At 60.7% G+C, this 12,804-nt stretch carries 17 protein-coding genes; 5 read left to right on the plus strand and 12 right to left on the minus strand.

Going from position 1 to position 12,804, the window contains the following annotated elements; genetic code table 11:
- The first annotated feature begins 69 nt into the window (after window positions 1-69).
- The 3 genes from HU730_RS17095 (at window position 70) to HU730_RS17105 (ending at window position 1,599) form a co-directional block, all read left to right on the plus strand.
- Complete coding sequence (locus HU730_RS17095) at window positions 70-765, plus strand: AzlC family ABC transporter permease (protein ID WP_047710922.1); 696 nt, start codon at window positions 70-72, stop codon at window positions 763-765.
- On the plus strand, window positions 762-1,073 hold the full coding sequence (locus HU730_RS17100; RefSeq protein WP_014718527.1) for an AzlD domain-containing protein: 312 nt from the start codon (window positions 762-764) through the stop codon (window positions 1,071-1,073). Before HU730_RS17095 ends, HU730_RS17100 begins: the two co-directional genes overlap by 4 nt.
- 172 nt (window positions 1,074-1,245) lie before the next feature.
- Entirely contained in the window at window positions 1,246-1,599 is a 354-nt protein-coding gene (locus HU730_RS17105; protein ID WP_054897292.1) for a hypothetical protein, read from the plus strand.
- A gap of 148 nt (window positions 1,600-1,747) precedes the next feature.
- Here the strand turns inward: HU730_RS17105 and HU730_RS17110 are convergent, their stop codons facing one another.
- The 11 genes from HU730_RS17110 to HU730_RS17160 all read right to left on the minus strand — a co-directional run bounded on the left by HU730_RS17110 (window position 1,748) and on the right by HU730_RS17160 (window position 11,486).
- Window positions 1,748-2,452 (minus strand): YoaK family protein, encoded by a 705-nt coding sequence (locus tag HU730_RS17110; protein ID WP_057975835.1) that lies wholly within the window; start codon window positions 2,450-2,452, stop codon window positions 1,748-1,750.
- A gap of 69 nt (window positions 2,453-2,521) precedes the next feature.
- Window positions 2,522-4,156 carry an ABC-F family ATP-binding cassette domain-containing protein gene (locus tag HU730_RS17115; RefSeq protein ID WP_186527356.1) on the minus strand — a complete coding sequence of 545 codons (1,635 nt, stop codon included), beginning with the start codon at window positions 4,154-4,156 and terminating at the stop codon, window positions 2,522-2,524.
- Window positions 4,157-4,280: 124 nt separating this feature from the next.
- Window positions 4,281-5,330, minus strand: coding sequence for a DNA topoisomerase IB (locus HU730_RS17120; protein WP_034127504.1), 1,050 nt, complete (start codon window positions 5,328-5,330; stop codon window positions 4,281-4,283).
- A 74-nt stretch (window positions 5,331-5,404) separates the two neighbouring features.
- Window positions 5,405-6,484, minus strand: a complete 1,080-nt coding sequence (modC, locus tag HU730_RS17125) for a molybdenum ABC transporter ATP-binding protein (RefSeq protein ID WP_186527355.1) — start codon at window positions 6,482-6,484, stop codon at window positions 5,405-5,407.
- Window positions 6,485-6,489: 5 nt separating this feature from the next.
- On the minus strand, window positions 6,490-7,170 hold the full coding sequence (gene modB, locus HU730_RS17130; protein WP_186527354.1) for a molybdate ABC transporter permease subunit: 681 nt from the start codon (window positions 7,168-7,170) through the stop codon (window positions 6,490-6,492).
- Window positions 7,171-7,920 carry a molybdate ABC transporter substrate-binding protein gene (gene modA / locus HU730_RS17135; RefSeq protein WP_254914122.1) on the minus strand — a complete coding sequence of 250 codons (750 nt, stop codon included), beginning with the start codon at window positions 7,918-7,920 and terminating at the stop codon, window positions 7,171-7,173.
- A gap of 115 nt (window positions 7,921-8,035) precedes the next feature.
- Window positions 8,036-9,100, minus strand: a complete 1,065-nt coding sequence (locus tag HU730_RS17140; RefSeq protein ID WP_186527352.1) for a nitronate monooxygenase — start codon at window positions 9,098-9,100, stop codon at window positions 8,036-8,038.
- A 71-nt stretch (window positions 9,101-9,171) separates the two neighbouring features.
- On the minus strand, window positions 9,172-10,245 hold the full coding sequence (gene ada, locus HU730_RS17145; RefSeq protein ID WP_186527351.1) for a bifunctional DNA-binding transcriptional regulator/O6-methylguanine-DNA methyltransferase Ada: 1,074 nt from the start codon (window positions 10,243-10,245) through the stop codon (window positions 9,172-9,174).
- Between the two features lie 75 nt (window positions 10,246-10,320).
- On the minus strand, window positions 10,321-10,986 hold the full coding sequence (gene alkB / locus HU730_RS17150; protein WP_034127498.1) for a DNA oxidative demethylase AlkB: 666 nt from the start codon (window positions 10,984-10,986) through the stop codon (window positions 10,321-10,323).
- Window positions 10,987-10,989: 3 nt separating this feature from the next.
- A complete protein-coding gene (locus HU730_RS17155) occupies window positions 10,990-11,157 on the minus strand; it encodes a hypothetical protein (RefSeq protein ID WP_096144616.1) in 168 nt (55 codons plus the stop codon).
- A 26-nt stretch (window positions 11,158-11,183) separates the two neighbouring features.
- On the minus strand, window positions 11,184-11,486 hold the full coding sequence (locus tag HU730_RS17160) for a DUF1883 domain-containing protein (protein WP_003191319.1): 303 nt from the start codon (window positions 11,484-11,486) through the stop codon (window positions 11,184-11,186).
- Between the two features lie 212 nt (window positions 11,487-11,698).
- On the opposite strand from HU730_RS17160, the gene HU730_RS17165 reads away from it, so the two are divergent.
- Together HU730_RS17165 and HU730_RS17170 are read left to right on the plus strand one after the other, a co-directional pair.
- The gene (locus tag HU730_RS17165) at window positions 11,699-12,049 is read left to right on the plus strand and encodes a hypothetical protein (RefSeq protein WP_003191317.1); all 351 of its coding nucleotides are present in this window, start codon (window positions 11,699-11,701) and stop codon (window positions 12,047-12,049) included.
- A gap of 145 nt (window positions 12,050-12,194) precedes the next feature.
- Window positions 12,195-12,425: a hypothetical protein gene (locus HU730_RS17170; protein ID WP_034127497.1), complete on the plus strand. Its 231-nt coding sequence runs from the start codon at window positions 12,195-12,197 to the stop codon at window positions 12,423-12,425.
- Window positions 12,426-12,430: 5 nt separating this feature from the next.
- Here HU730_RS17170 and HU730_RS17175 read toward each other — a convergent pair whose 3' ends face one another.
- Window positions 12,431-12,712 carry a hypothetical protein gene (locus tag HU730_RS17175; protein WP_054898427.1) on the minus strand — a complete coding sequence of 94 codons (282 nt, stop codon included), beginning with the start codon at window positions 12,710-12,712 and terminating at the stop codon, window positions 12,431-12,433.
- Between the last annotated feature and the right edge of the window lie 92 nt (window positions 12,713-12,804).

The following is a 12,804-nucleotide window of genomic DNA, read 5'->3' on the forward strand; positions in this document are numbered from 1 at the left end:
AAGATCGTTCAAGACAAGCTTTCGTTCGTGCTGGCATGATTGTCGACTGTCTGTCGATGAGCCGCTTCCATGCCCACTGCATTACCTCATTACGCCTTCACCCGCGGCGCCATCGCCGTCATTCCCTTATCCCTGGCCTGTGCGCCCTGGGGGTTGCTGGCCGGCTCCATGGCCATCGACGCGCAATTTACCCCGCTGCAAGCCCAAGGCTTGTCTGCCATTGTGTTTGCCGGTGCCGCACAACTGGTGGCCATCGGCATGGTCAAGAGCGGTGCCAGCCTGATTTCCATCGTGCTGACCACCTTGCTGCTCACATCCCAGCATCTGCTCTATGGCATGCACATGCGTCCTACGCTGTCTTCGCTCAACACCCGTTGGCGCATGAGCCTGGGGTTCTTGTTGACCGATGAATTCTTTGCCCTGGTCAACCACTACGACCGCGAGACCTTCAATCGCTGGTACGCCTTGGGCGTCGGCCTGACGTTTTACCTGATCTGGAACCTCTTCACCCTCGCCGGCATTGTGCTGGGCAAAAGCATTCCCGGCCTTGATCAATTGGGGCTGGAGTTCTCGATTGCCGCGACCTTTATTGCCTTGATCACCCCCGTGGTGCGCGACGTGCCCACGGTGGTATGCGTTGCCGTGGCACTGCTGAGCTCGGTCTGGTTGAGTTATCTGCACTGGGAATCTGCGGTGGTGGTCTCGGGCGTGCTGGGGATGAGCGCGGGGTTTGCCTGTAAACGGCTGGGAGTGGGGCAACGATGATTTACCTGATGATTGTGGCCATGGGCCTGGTGGTGTTCTTCAACCGTTACCTGTTTATCGAGCCACGCTTGCCGGTACGGCTCAATCGCGGTGCGCGTGAATTTCTGGGCTTCGCCGTGCCGGGCATGCTCACCGCGATCTGCGGGCCGATTATTTTCCTGGCTGACCATCGGCTTAACCTGAGCCCGAGCAACCCTTACCTGCTGGCCGGCATCTGCGCCGTGGCGTTGATGTACTGGACGCGCAGCGTGTTGACCACCGTGCTATTGAGCATGGCGCTGTTCTATCTGTTCCGTTGGTGGTTTTGATACCCAGGCAAAAAAAAGCCCGCGGGGTGGCGGGCAGAAGGGAGACTTCTAAAAAATGAGCCTGGCCACTATAGGCGGCGTGTTTGCCCTTCACAGTGAAACAAAGTTCATGGGCGCGTCAGTTGGCAGACGCACAGTGGTAGAGTCACGGTTTTTCCAAGGAAGCAATGGCATGCACAAAGTGGTAATGGGCGCATTGATACTGGCGGCACTGACCGGTTGCGCCGGTTCGAAGATGAAGGAAGCGCGCGCAGGCAGCCCCTACAAGACCCTGGCATCAGACAAGGCCACTCTGGTCGTTGCCCAGTGCATCCAGTTCGGCTGGCAGGATGAAAGCGTGTTCGGCGTCGATGCTGGCGGCTTCAAGGAAGCGACCGAGGCGGGTGGTTTTACGGTGTATACCACCGGTGGCGATTACTTTGTCGATGTACTCAGCACCGGCGCGGGTTCTACGGTCAACTACTATGCAGCACAGGACAATATGCCGGCCAAACGTCGCCTGGCAGCACTGGCCACTTGTCTGTAAGTCGGTTGCCTTAGCCATATTCCGAAATGCCTGGCGGGACAGCCGCCGGGCATTGGCTTATGATTCACGTGCTCGTTCGACGTGATGGCTCTTTACCGGTACACGGATGTCGAGGCTTAAACGTCGAACGAGCTCCTCCACCCCAACCTCACCGGGGCATGAAACCCAAGTGCCAGCGTCGCGGAATCAACAGTGTCGCCACCCCCAGGGCCGCAGCCAACGCACCACTGACCCACAATGCACGCAGGCCCATCTGCTGTTCCAGCAGTGCACCGATCACAGCGCCAATGAACATCCCGCCCCACGGAATCAATTGCACGCGCCAGCCATTGCGGCGCTCCCCCAATAACCAACGGCCGAGCCCGCGACCAAAGCGTGACAGCGCTCCGGTGACGTAGGTCAGCCCCACCGGCAGCCCGTTCACTTCCTCGACGGCCGCGTTGAGCATGCCCATGGCAATGATAGCTGCGAGCAACGCGGGCAAGGTGTCGGTCGATGGCCACAACGCCGCAGCGCAGAGCAAGGCGCCGATGCACAGTAATAAGGGCAACGCATGGCGCTTGCTGAAACGGCTGACCAGCACGCCCAAGGCATTGCCGACCACGAAGGTGGTGACCAGCAATACCAGGCGCCCGGTGAGCCCCAGGTCGCCCGCACTGATGGCCACCGCCAGGCGCGTGGTGTTACCACTCATGAACGAGACGAAATCGCCGCTGGCCATAAAACCGATCGCATCGGTCATGCCCGCCAGCACCGACAGGCAGGCCACCAGCATCAAGCCCACGCGCCCGCGCCAGCGCTGACGACGGGCGAGCGTGGCATTGGTGTAAGGCTTGCGGGACGAAGGCAGCATGGGGCTGGTTTCCTCGGTGAGATTATCCGGCCACTACCGTAGGGCGCTTTGCCTGTCCGCGCAATGACCTCAGACACGCTCCAGTTGCCAGCCGGTGGCGTGCCACGTCAGATGGTGAGTCGGCTCGATCGCCTGCAAGAATGCCCCGTCGTGTGATACGGCCAGCAGCGCGCCGGTAAACCCCTTCAAAGCCTGCTCAAACGCTAGCACTGACTCCAGGTCCAGGTGATTGGTGGGTTCATCCAACAACAGTAATTGCGCCGGTGTATCACGCCACAAGGCCAGGGCCATCGCGGCTTTCAAGCGCTCGCCGCCGCTGAGTTGCCCTGCCGGCTGCGTAACCCGCAGCGCGTCCAGCTGCAAAAACGCCAGGCGTGTGCGCAGTTCGGCTTCGGCCAGCGGCGTGTCGAGCAGGTTGAGTTGCTCGACAAGGCTGCGCCGGTCGTCCAGCAGCGCCAGGTGCTGATCAATGTACGCACTGGGCACCGCTACGCTGCACTTGCCACTGACCGCCTGCCAGTGGCCGGCCAGCAGTTTGAGCAAGGTCGATTTGCCGCAACCGTTCGGCCCACGCACGGCAACGCGAGCCGGGCCCGTCAGGTTGAGCGTCAGGTAGCTGACGGGCGCCAGGGGATCGAGCCAGGGCAATTGCGCCTGCTCCAGCACCAGTACCTGGCGGCCATTGGCGACGGTCGAGCCTGATAATGCGAGCAGTGTGGGCGTCTCATCCGCCACGCGCTCGTAAGCCTGGCGCACCTGGGCGTCGAGTTGGTTTTTGCACGCATGATGGGCGCTACGCACGCTGCTGACGATCTCCTTTGCGGCGCTTTTCCAGCGCGCCTTGGTAAAACGGTCGACGTTGGCGGTCTCGGCCTGTTTACGTGCGCGTGCGGCATGGCGCTGCAGGTCGTCGTGGTCTTTTTGCAGACGCCGACGCTCACGGCTGCGGGCCAGACGCGCCTGTTCCCACGCAGCAATCGCGGCCTGCTGGTGAGTATCGCGTTGCTGGCGATAGGCGTCGTAGTTGCCGCCGTAAACCTGAATGCCAAGGGGCGAAAGCTCAATGATGCGACCCATGACGTTGAGCAACTGTCGATCATGGCTGACCACCACCAGGCCACCTCGCCAATCGCGCAACACACGCAACAGCCAATCGCGCCCGGCAGCATCAAGGTGGTTACTGGGCTCATCCAGAATCAGCAACTGCGACGCAGCCAACAACGCCCCGATCAGCGCGACCCTCGCGAGTTGACCACCGCTGAGTTGATCGGCCGGGGTACTGGCACTGAGGGTCTGCAAACCCGCTGCATCCAGTGCCTGGCGCAGGCGCTCGGCGAGGTCCCAGCGATCGTCGATCAGTTCCAGGTCACCGAGGCGTGCATCGCCCTGGGCCATACGTGCAAGGGCAGCCAAGGCTGCGGCAGTTGCGGTGATATCGGCGATGGTTTGCCCTGGTTGAGCCGTGATGGCCTGGGGCACATAGGCAACATGGGCCGGTTTTTTCAACGTGCCGGAGGAGGGCAGCAGCACGCCGGCCATCAACTTGGCCAGGATACTTTTGCCCCGTCCATTGCGCCCGACGATACCGGTAGGCGTTTGATCAATGGACAGGTTCACGTCGGCCAGCAAGGTTTCGCCATTGGCGAACTGGAAAGACAGGTGTTGCAGGGAAACAAGAGCGGGCAGCCGTTTGACGTCAGTCATCAGCACCTCCAAAAAAATGTCGAACAGGCCAACAAGCGCGCCAGGCGGCTCGTTGCAGATACATTTTGGAAGGCTTAGATGTTCACGTCGGCGGTCATCCCGTGAGTCAGAAGGGAGGCAGAGCCTAACCCACCTTAACTTTGTGCGGCAAGTCTTCGGCCAGTTTTTCCAGGAACATCGCCAGCGCGACTTCTTCGGCTTTCAAGCCTTTGCGCACCCGCGGCTTGGGCAACTTCGACAATTCGCCGAGGCTGAAATGCTCGAGCACCGCCGGGTGGATATAGCACTTGCGGCACACCGCCGGCGTGTTGCCCAACTGCCGGGAGACATCCTTGACCATCGCCACCACATGCCGCTTGGCGTCGGATTCGGGCTGCCACGCCAACTCGCGCAACACTGCCAGCGCCATTGCTGTACCAGCCCAGGTGCGGTAGTCCTTGGCGGTAAAGTCTTCGCCGGTCAGGCTGTGCAGGTAGTCGTTGACGTCCTGTGAGCTGACGGTATGCCGCTCACCGTCTTCGTCGAGGTACTGGAACAGGTTTTGCCCCGGCAATTCCATGCAACGCTTGACCACCCGGGCCAGGCGCCGATCCTTGACGCTGACTTGGTGCTCCACGCCACTCTTGCCACGAAACTGGAACTGGATCTCACTGCCCTTGATGTCCACATGGCGGTTGCGCAAGGTGGTCAGCCCGTAGGATTTGTTTTCACGGGCATATTGGGTATTGCCGACGCGGATCAGTGTGGCGTCCAGCAACATCACCACCGTGGCCAACACCTTTTCGCGGGTAAACCCCGGCTCGGCGATTTGCGCTTCGAGCTGTTTGCGCAATTTGGGCAACGCGGCGCCAAAAGCCTGCAAGCGCGAGTACTTGTCGCTGTCGCGCACCTCGCGCCAGCGTGGGTGGTAACGGTATTGCTTGCGGCCACGGGCGTCGCGGCCGGTGGCTTGCAGGTGGCCGCGAGGGTCGGCACAGATCCACACGTCGGTGTAGGCGGGCGGCACCGCCAAGGCGTTCAGGCGTTTTATTTCGTCCGCGTCGGTAATGCGCTCGCCCTTGGCGTTCAGATACTGGAACTTGCCTCGCACTTTTTTACGGCGGATGCCGGGCTGGGTGTCATCCACATAATGCAGGTCGCGGGGCAGGTCGGCGGGTAGCGAAGAGTCAGGCATGGGGCGGGTTCCTTGGCAACAAATCAGGCCGGTATGTCTGATTGACCGCAGCACCCCGCGGTCGTGCCAAATGGTTAAGCCAGCACCGCCACCGCCTTGATTTGCGCCCACAGTGTCTGGCCCGGATGCAGTTGCAACTGGTCGTGTGAGAAGCGCGTGATGCGTGCCAGCAAGGGCGTGCCGCCGGCGTCGAGGCGCACCAGCACGTGGGCGCTGTTGTCCGCGCCAATAGTCTGGGTGACGGTCACCGGTAAGCGGTTGAGGATGCTGCTGTGTTCCTGGGCCTGCAGGCTCAGGCTTACATCTCGTGCCTGGACCTTGACCCGCAGCGGGTTGCCCACCGCCAGCGGGACATGGGCCACGCGCATCTGCAACGGGCAATCGGGCAACTGCAGAGTGAGCAACTGATAGTGCGCGTCGTAGGCAACGACGCTGCCGGCGATCACCACGCCGGCATCGTCGCCCAGCGCCAGGGGCAGATCGAGGCGCGCCAGGGTCTCGCCGATCGGGCCGCTGGCCAGGGCCTTGCCGTCGCTGAGCAAGACAATATGGTCGGCCAGTCGCGCCACTTCGTCCTGGGCATGGCTGACGTACAGCACCGGGATATCCAGCTCGTCGTGCAGGCGTTCCAGGTAAGGCAATATCTCGTTTTTGCGCTGGCTGTCCAGGGCCGCCAGCGGTTCATCCATCAACAACAACTTGGGGCTGGTGAGCAAGGCGCGGGCGATGCCGATGCGCTGGCGCTCGCCGCCGGACAAGTGTTGCGGGTGACGCTCAAGCAAGTGTCCGATGCCCAACAGTTCGGTGGCCTGGGCCAAGTCCACGCGCCGTTGCGGGCGCGGAATACGTTTGAGGCCGAACTCCAGATTGGCGCGCACCGACAGGTGCGCAAACAGGCTCGCTTCCTGGAACACATAGCCCAGGGCGCGTTTATGCGGCGGTACAAACAGCCCTTTGCGGCTGTCTTGCCAGACCTCGTCGTTGATCTGTACAAAACCGTGTTCGGCGCGTTCCAATCCGGCGATGCAGCGCAGGCACGTGGTCTTGCCGGAGCCAGAATGCCCGTACAGCGCGCTCACGCCACGGCCGGGCAATTGCAGGTCAACATCCAGTGTGAAGGCGCAATACTTCAGGTGCAGGCGTATATCCATCATCGCGATCAGCTCCAGCCCATTTTGGTTTTACGGCTGGAATAGAGCGCCAGCAACACGAGGAAGGCGAACACCACCATGGCGCCGGCCAGCCAATGGGCCTGAGCATATTCCATGGCTTCGACGTGGTCGTAGATCTGCACTGAGACGACACGGGTCTTGTCCGGGATATTGCCGCCGATCATCAGCACCACGCCGAACTCACCGACGGTATGGGCAAAGCCCAGGATCGAGGCGGTGATAAACCCAGGGCGTGCCAGCGGCAGGATCACCGTGAAAAACGTGTCCCACGGGTTGGCGCGCAAGGTCGCGGCCACTTCCAGCGGGCGCGTGCCGATGCTAGAAAACGCATTCTGCAACGGCTGCACCACGAAGGGCATGGAGTACATCACCGAGCCAATCACCAGCCCGGCGAAACTGAAGGTGAGGGTGCCCAGGCCCAGCCACTGGGTGAACTGGCCGACGTACCCGTTGGGCCCCATGGCCAACAGCAAGTAAAAGCCGATGACCGTTGGCGGCAACACCAACGGCAGTGCGACCACTGCGCCGATGGGGCCACGCCACTTGGAACGGGTGCGCGACAGCCACAGGGCGATCGGTGTGCCGATGATCAACAGGATCAGGGTGGTCAGTGAGGCCAGTTTGAGGGTCAACCAGATCGCAGAAAAATCAGCACTCGTCAGGGGCATTTACAGCTCGTAACCGTAGGATTTGATAACGGCAGCCGCTTTCGGGCCTTTGAGGTAGTCAACCAGGGCCTTGGCGGCGGCGCTGTCCTTACCCTTATTGAGGATTACGGCGTCCTGTTTGATCGGGTCATGCAGGGAGGCCGGAACAATCCACGCCGAACCGCCGGTGACTTTGCCGTCTTTGTAGATCTGCGACAAGGCCACAAAACCCAGCTCGGCGTTGCCGGTGGACACAAACTGATAAGCCTGGGTGATGTTCTGGCCCTCGACGAGCTTGTCCTTGACCTTGTCGCTCAAGCCTTCTCTGGCCAGCAATTGGGTGGCGGCCAGGCCGTAGGGCGCTGTTTTGGGGTTGGCGATGGACAAGTGCTTGAATTGGTTTTTCTTCAGCACATCACCCTTGGCATCCACATAGCCTTCTTTGGCCGACCACAGCGCCAGGGTGCCGACCGCGTAGGTGAAGCGTGAACCCTTGACCGTAGCGCCTTCGCTTTCGAGTTTTTGCGGGGTGGTGTCATCGGCGCTGAGGAACACCTCAAATGGCGCGCCGTTCTTGATCTGGGTGTAGAACTGCCCGGTGGCACCGTAAGCCGCGACCAGTTTATGGCCGGTGTCTTTCTCGAAGTCGGCGGCAATCGCCTGGATCGGGGCGGTGAAGTTGGCGGCCACGGCCACCTGCACTTCATCGGCATGGGCCGTACCCAAGGCAAAGGCGGTAAGCAGGGGGGCCAGGTGCGAAACGCGGGTCATCATGAAGCAACTCCTTGAAGGTGTACGGCAGGTTGTAGGTAAAGAGGCTTACCGCTATGTATGGGAATATATAGCGGTAGGCTATTGCCGGTACAGCACCAAGTTGCTGCGCAGGTCAGTCGCGGGTGAATCTGGCTAGCGCGTGCTCGGCCAATTCGCGGGTCAGGTCATAGGTGGGCAGGTCTTTGCCCAGCCTCAGGGCCTGGCCTGCCCACAGGTTACTGAAACCGGCTTCATCCTTGGCCTTGAGCGGCATTAATGCGCCTCCGGCTTTGGGGAATGCCGGCGCCGCCGGGTTGATTGCGCCGAGTTCACGCATCACGCGGTTGACGATGCCCCGCGCCGGGCGGCCGGTAAACAGGTTAGTCAGCGCGGTTTCGCTAGCCTGGGCATGGCGCAGCGCGTGGTGATGGGAAGCGCTTACAGTGGCTTCGGGAGTGAACAGGTAGGCCGTGCCGACCTGCACTGCCGAAGCGCCCAGCGCAAAGGCGGCGACGATGCCGCGCGCATCGCCGATTCCGCCCGCAGCAATCACCGGCACGCTGACCGCGTCGACAATCTGCGGCAGCAGCGCCATCAAGCCGATCTGGCTGTTGAGGTCATCGCTGAGAAACAGGCCACGATGCCCACCAGCTTCGATGCCCATGGCGATAATCGCGTCGCAGCCGTGCTGCTCCAGCCACACGGCTTCCTCGACAGTGGTGGCCGATGACAGCACCTTGGCACCGGTGGCTTTTACCCGGTCCAGCAAAGACTTCTCTGGCAGGCCAAAATGAAAGCTCACCACTTCTGGCCGAAACGCTTCCACTACCTGGCAGGCTGCGTCATTGAACGGCGCGCGGTTGGACACCGGGGTTGGCGCATCGAAGTCGGCGCCCAGCTCATGGTAGTAAGGTTGCAGCAAGGCCTTCCAAGCCTGGTCCCGTGCGTCATCGGCATCGGGGGGTTGATGGCAGAAGAAGTTGATGTTCAGCGGCGCATGACTGGCCTGGCGAATGAGAGCCAAGGCATCGCGCAGTTGCTCCAGGCTCAGCGCCGCCGCAGGCATCGAGCCCAGGGCGCCGGCCTGCTGGGCGGCGATGACCATGGCGGTGGTCGTCGCGCCAGCCATCGGCGCCTGGATAATCGGCACCTCAATGCCCAACAGGTCAAGAATGCGGGTGTCTGGCCAGGTGCTCATGGGGTGCTTCTCCAGCGTTAGTAGGGCTTTTCGCTGTTTTAGCAGGGCAATCAGCACCCGGCCAGTCTGTTTTATTCACTGGACGGAAGCGGCGTTTTGTGGGGCTGGGTTTCGCGCTCAAGTAACTGGCGCTTGCGCTCCACGCCCCAGCGGTAGCCCGACAGCTCGCCATTGCTGCGCACCACGCGATGACAGGGAATCGCCACCGCGAGGTGGTTGGCACCGCAAGCCTGGGCCACGGCGCGAAAGGAGGAAGGTGCACCGATACGCTCGGCAATCTGCGCATAGCTGGCGGTGCTGCCCGCAGGGATTTCGCGCAACGCCTGCCACACCCGCTCCTGAAAGGCTGTGCCGCGCAGGTCCAAGGGCAAATCCAGGCCCAAGGCAGGGGCCTCGACAAAGCCGACGACGTGGGCCACCAGTTGTTCGAAACCCTGATCCGCGCCGATCAACTCAGCTTTGGGAAACTGGTCTTGCAGGTCGCGCACCAGTTTGTCCGGATCATCACCCAATAAAATCGCACACACGCCACGTTGGCTTTGCGCCACCAGAATCGCCCCCAGCGAGCACTGGCCAACGGCAAAGCGGATGGTGTTATTGGCGCCGCCGCCTTTGTAGTCTCCAGGTCTCATGCCGAGCACTTGGTCGGCGGCTTCATAAAAGCGGCTATTGGAATTAAAGCCCGCGTCATACAGGGTGTCCGTCACCGAATGCTGGCCCTTGAGGCCGTCGCGCACTCTGCGCGAACGCAGGGCGCTGGCGTAACCCTTGGGGGTCAACCCGGTATTGGCTTTGAATACGCGGTGGAAGTGAAAGGGACTCAGCCCGGCGCATCGGGCCAGCACATCCAGGCTAGGCGGAGTTTCGGCCTGCTCGATTTGCCGGCAGGCCTCGGCCACCAGTTGCCCATGGTGAGCGGCCAACTGGGTCTGGTCGCCGGCAGCGCGTTTACTGGGACGATAACCGGCGGCTTCGGCCTGCGCCGGCGTGTCGAAAAACTCGACATTCTCCGGGCGCGGCAAACGCGAAGCGCTGCTGGGGCGGCAATACACGCCGGTGGTTTTCACGCCGTAGACAAACAAGGCGTCGGCCTTGGCATCACGGGCAATAATGGCAGCCCAGCGCGGATCGTGTTCGTTGTTCATGGCCTGCACTCTTGACGGTTCAGGAGCAGATTAAGCCTGCCGCTCGCAATCGACACTCCGAAGCTTGCGGTCAAATTAACCGGCGGTGCGAAAGGTCAGGTTGATGCGCTGCGGGCCCATGACCGGATGCACGCCGTCCTTGATCGGCATCACGCCATGAAAGCGCAGGCGATCAACGCCGCCCCACACCACCACATCACCATGAAACAGCGAGACCTTTTGGGTTTTGTCGCTGCGCGCATGGCCACCGAACAGGAAAATCGCCGGCAGCCCAAGGGACACCGACACCACGGGCGCGCTGTAGCTGCGCTCGTTCTTATCCTGATGCAGGGACATCTTCGCCCCCGGTACGTAACGGTTGATCAAGCAGGCATCGGGTTGAAAACCGCCAAAGCCGGCCTCGATAGCCGCAGCCACCGCCAGTTGGCGCAATGTGTCGGGCATGACGGGCCAAGGTTGCTGGCTGCGCGGGTCGAGTGGGCTGTAGCGATAGCCATGGGCGTCGGTGGTCCAGCCCAGCTCGCCGCAACTGCTCAGCGCCGCAGACATGGTAAAGCCGCCGGGAGTGACCATCTGCCGAAACGGTGATTGAGCCAGGACACGCCGCAGTTCAGGCAATAACCGCTCGATCCAGGGCAGGGCATAGCCCCTTAGTACATAGGACTCTTCGCCAATTTGCTCGCGCCCGGCAGGCTGTTGCAGGGCCTCGTCGGCAAACAAATCGGCGGTAGGGCCAGGCATGGCTTACAGCGCCTTGCTCACGTTGATGTCGGTGATTTCGTCGCTGGGATCATGAATTTTTGCCAAGGCTTGCTTGGCTTCTTCGATGCTGTTGTTGTGCAACTGGGCAAATTCAAAGCGGCGTTCGCCGTTGAGCTTGTACTTGATGACGTATTTGGTTGTGGTGGTCACAGCTTTTTTCCTGTCAGGTGTTCAGGTCAGCTCAGCTTGCTGCTGGTACGACGAACGATACGGATCTTGTGGGACAACGCAGGTTTACGGGTCACGCTGATGGCGCGACGGGTCACCACATCCAGGGTGATGTTCCAGAACCCGGTGCTGGGCGCGGTGATCTTGGCCGGGAATTTATCAAATGCGCCGCCGTGGTAGGTATGGCGGCCGCCATTTTTGAAGCTGCGAAAGTTCGCATCGCTCATCAGGCGAATATTGCAGGTCTGCGAGCATTCGATGACGACAATGTCTCCCTCGTTGAGGTGCTCACGCTGGTGGATGAATTTCATGGGGTGTCTCCAGAAGGGCTTTATCTGAAAAATCAGAACGATACGTAGGTTAAGATGGAGTTTATCAGCCCCAGCGAGTTTATTATCGGGCCGTCGTCGACGACTTCGACAATTTAAAACAGTTATTTACCGAGTTATCACAGATAAATCCTACGTTGGCGGGAGAAAATTACCATCCCCGCTGTCGTAGGGTCTTTATCGGAGGTTTTTGTATGAAGTGGAGTGTGTTGGTGCTGGCCTTGGCAATAGGTGGGTGTGCTTCGGTTGCAGATATCAAGCAGACCCCGCCAACATTGGTGGTCATCTCAGGGAAGAAGCCGCAGGAATATGCGGCGTGTGTAGTGCGCAAATTGGAGGCGACCCGTCGGCCGCCGCAGATCGAGCCCCATAAAGACGGCATTCAGGTGATCGTGCCGCAGAAGTTCTCGGCAGACCCGTCGGCGATCTTTGAAATCGAAGACCGCTCCAGCGGTAGCAGCATCAAGCTTTATGAAAGCATGTCCAATGTGCCGATCCGCCCGGGCGACGTGAAGAAGGCTGGGGAAGAATGCATTTCCGGTTGAGCTCCAGACTCATCCCTCACACCCGATAAAAAAAGCCCTTACCCTGCAGGGACGGTATGCATCCGTTAAACTGTCGGGCATTCACTATAAAGATGCCGCTCAAACCCGGGGTTTGAGCGGCATTTGTTTTTCTGGAAAGCCGGTTATGAAACGAGAACACGTCAAAGCCCGCCATGCCGAAGGGCAGATCTCGGCCACCCATGTCATCCAGAACCCCGCCGATCTGGGCGAGTGGATCGTATTTTTCAAGAAGAGCGGCGGGCGCAGCTACTTCTTGGTGGACGAGCAGGATGAGGTCGAATCATTTGCTCGCCTGGATGACCTGATCGAAATCCTGCGGGGCCTGGGGATCAAGTTCGCTGAAGTGCACCTGTAGCAACGTTACTTGCAGACCACCACCACGCTGCGGCCTTTGAAGTTGCCCACGTCCTGGCCCAGGGTCTTGTCGCTTTCCTTGAGTGCCGGCGTGCCATTGGTGCCGACGATGCGGTAACCGGTGCCCGCGCAGGAGGCGTCCGCCTTCTCGTAGCAACTGGCCCATGAATTGGCCTCGCCCGAGCAGTCGATGGTCAGGCCTTGCTCGCCATTTTTCAGCAGGGTGTCGGAGGCGGTGGTGCAGCCGGCGATTGCCAGTACCGCGGTCAGTGCCAGGATTTTTTTCATAGAGGGGTCGTCATCGAGGGTATTGGAAGGGCACGCTGACACTGTCGTGGCGTTGTTGAAGATTATAGCGAACTGCCATCTAGGTACAGACA

This window comes from Pseudomonas sp. SWRI22, assembly GCF_014268395.2.
Taxonomy (GTDB): domain Bacteria; phylum Pseudomonadota; class Gammaproteobacteria; order Pseudomonadales; family Pseudomonadaceae; genus Aquipseudomonas; species Aquipseudomonas paracarnis.

Coding starts and splice junctions, on each gene's coding strand:
- HU730_RS17095 (WP_047710922.1), top strand. CDS start 70: ATGCCCACTGCATTACCTCATTACGCCTTCACCCGCGGCGCCATCGCC.
- HU730_RS17100 (WP_014718527.1), top strand. CDS start 762: ATGATTTACCTGATGATTGTGGCCATGGGCCTGGTGGTGTTCTTCAAC.
- HU730_RS17105 (WP_054897292.1), top strand. CDS start 1,246: ATGCACAAAGTGGTAATGGGCGCATTGATACTGGCGGCACTGACCGGT.
- HU730_RS17110 (WP_057975835.1), bottom strand. CDS start 2,452: ATGCTGCCTTCGTCCCGCAAGCCTTACACCAATGCCACGCTCGCCCGT.
- HU730_RS17115 (WP_186527356.1), bottom strand. CDS start 4,156: ATGACTGACGTCAAACGGCTGCCCGCTCTTGTTTCCCTGCAACACCTG.
- HU730_RS17120 (WP_034127504.1), bottom strand. CDS start 5,330: ATGCCTGACTCTTCGCTACCCGCCGACCTGCCCCGCGACCTGCATTAT.
- modC (WP_186527355.1), bottom strand. CDS start 6,484: ATGATGGATATACGCCTGCACCTGAAGTATTGCGCCTTCACACTGGAT.
- modB (WP_186527354.1), bottom strand. CDS start 7,170: ATGCCCCTGACGAGTGCTGATTTTTCTGCGATCTGGTTGACCCTCAAA.
- modA (WP_254914122.1), bottom strand. CDS start 7,920: ATGACCCGCGTTTCGCACCTGGCCCCCCTGCTTACCGCCTTTGCCTTG.
- HU730_RS17140 (WP_186527352.1), bottom strand. CDS start 9,100: ATGAGCACCTGGCCAGACACCCGCATTCTTGACCTGTTGGGCATTGAG.
- ada (WP_186527351.1), bottom strand. CDS start 10,245: ATGAACAACGAACACGATCCGCGCTGGGCTGCCATTATTGCCCGTGAT.
- alkB (WP_034127498.1), bottom strand. CDS start 10,986: ATGCCTGGCCCTACCGCCGATTTGTTTGCCGACGAGGCCCTGCAACAG.
- HU730_RS17160 (WP_003191319.1), bottom strand. CDS start 11,486: ATGAAATTCATCCACCAGCGTGAGCACCTCAACGAGGGAGACATTGTC.
- HU730_RS17165 (WP_003191317.1), top strand. CDS start 11,699: ATGAAGTGGAGTGTGTTGGTGCTGGCCTTGGCAATAGGTGGGTGTGCT.
- HU730_RS17170 (WP_034127497.1), top strand. CDS start 12,195: ATGAAACGAGAACACGTCAAAGCCCGCCATGCCGAAGGGCAGATCTCG.
- HU730_RS17175 (WP_054898427.1), bottom strand. CDS start 12,712: ATGAAAAAAATCCTGGCACTGACCGCGGTACTGGCAATCGCCGGCTGC.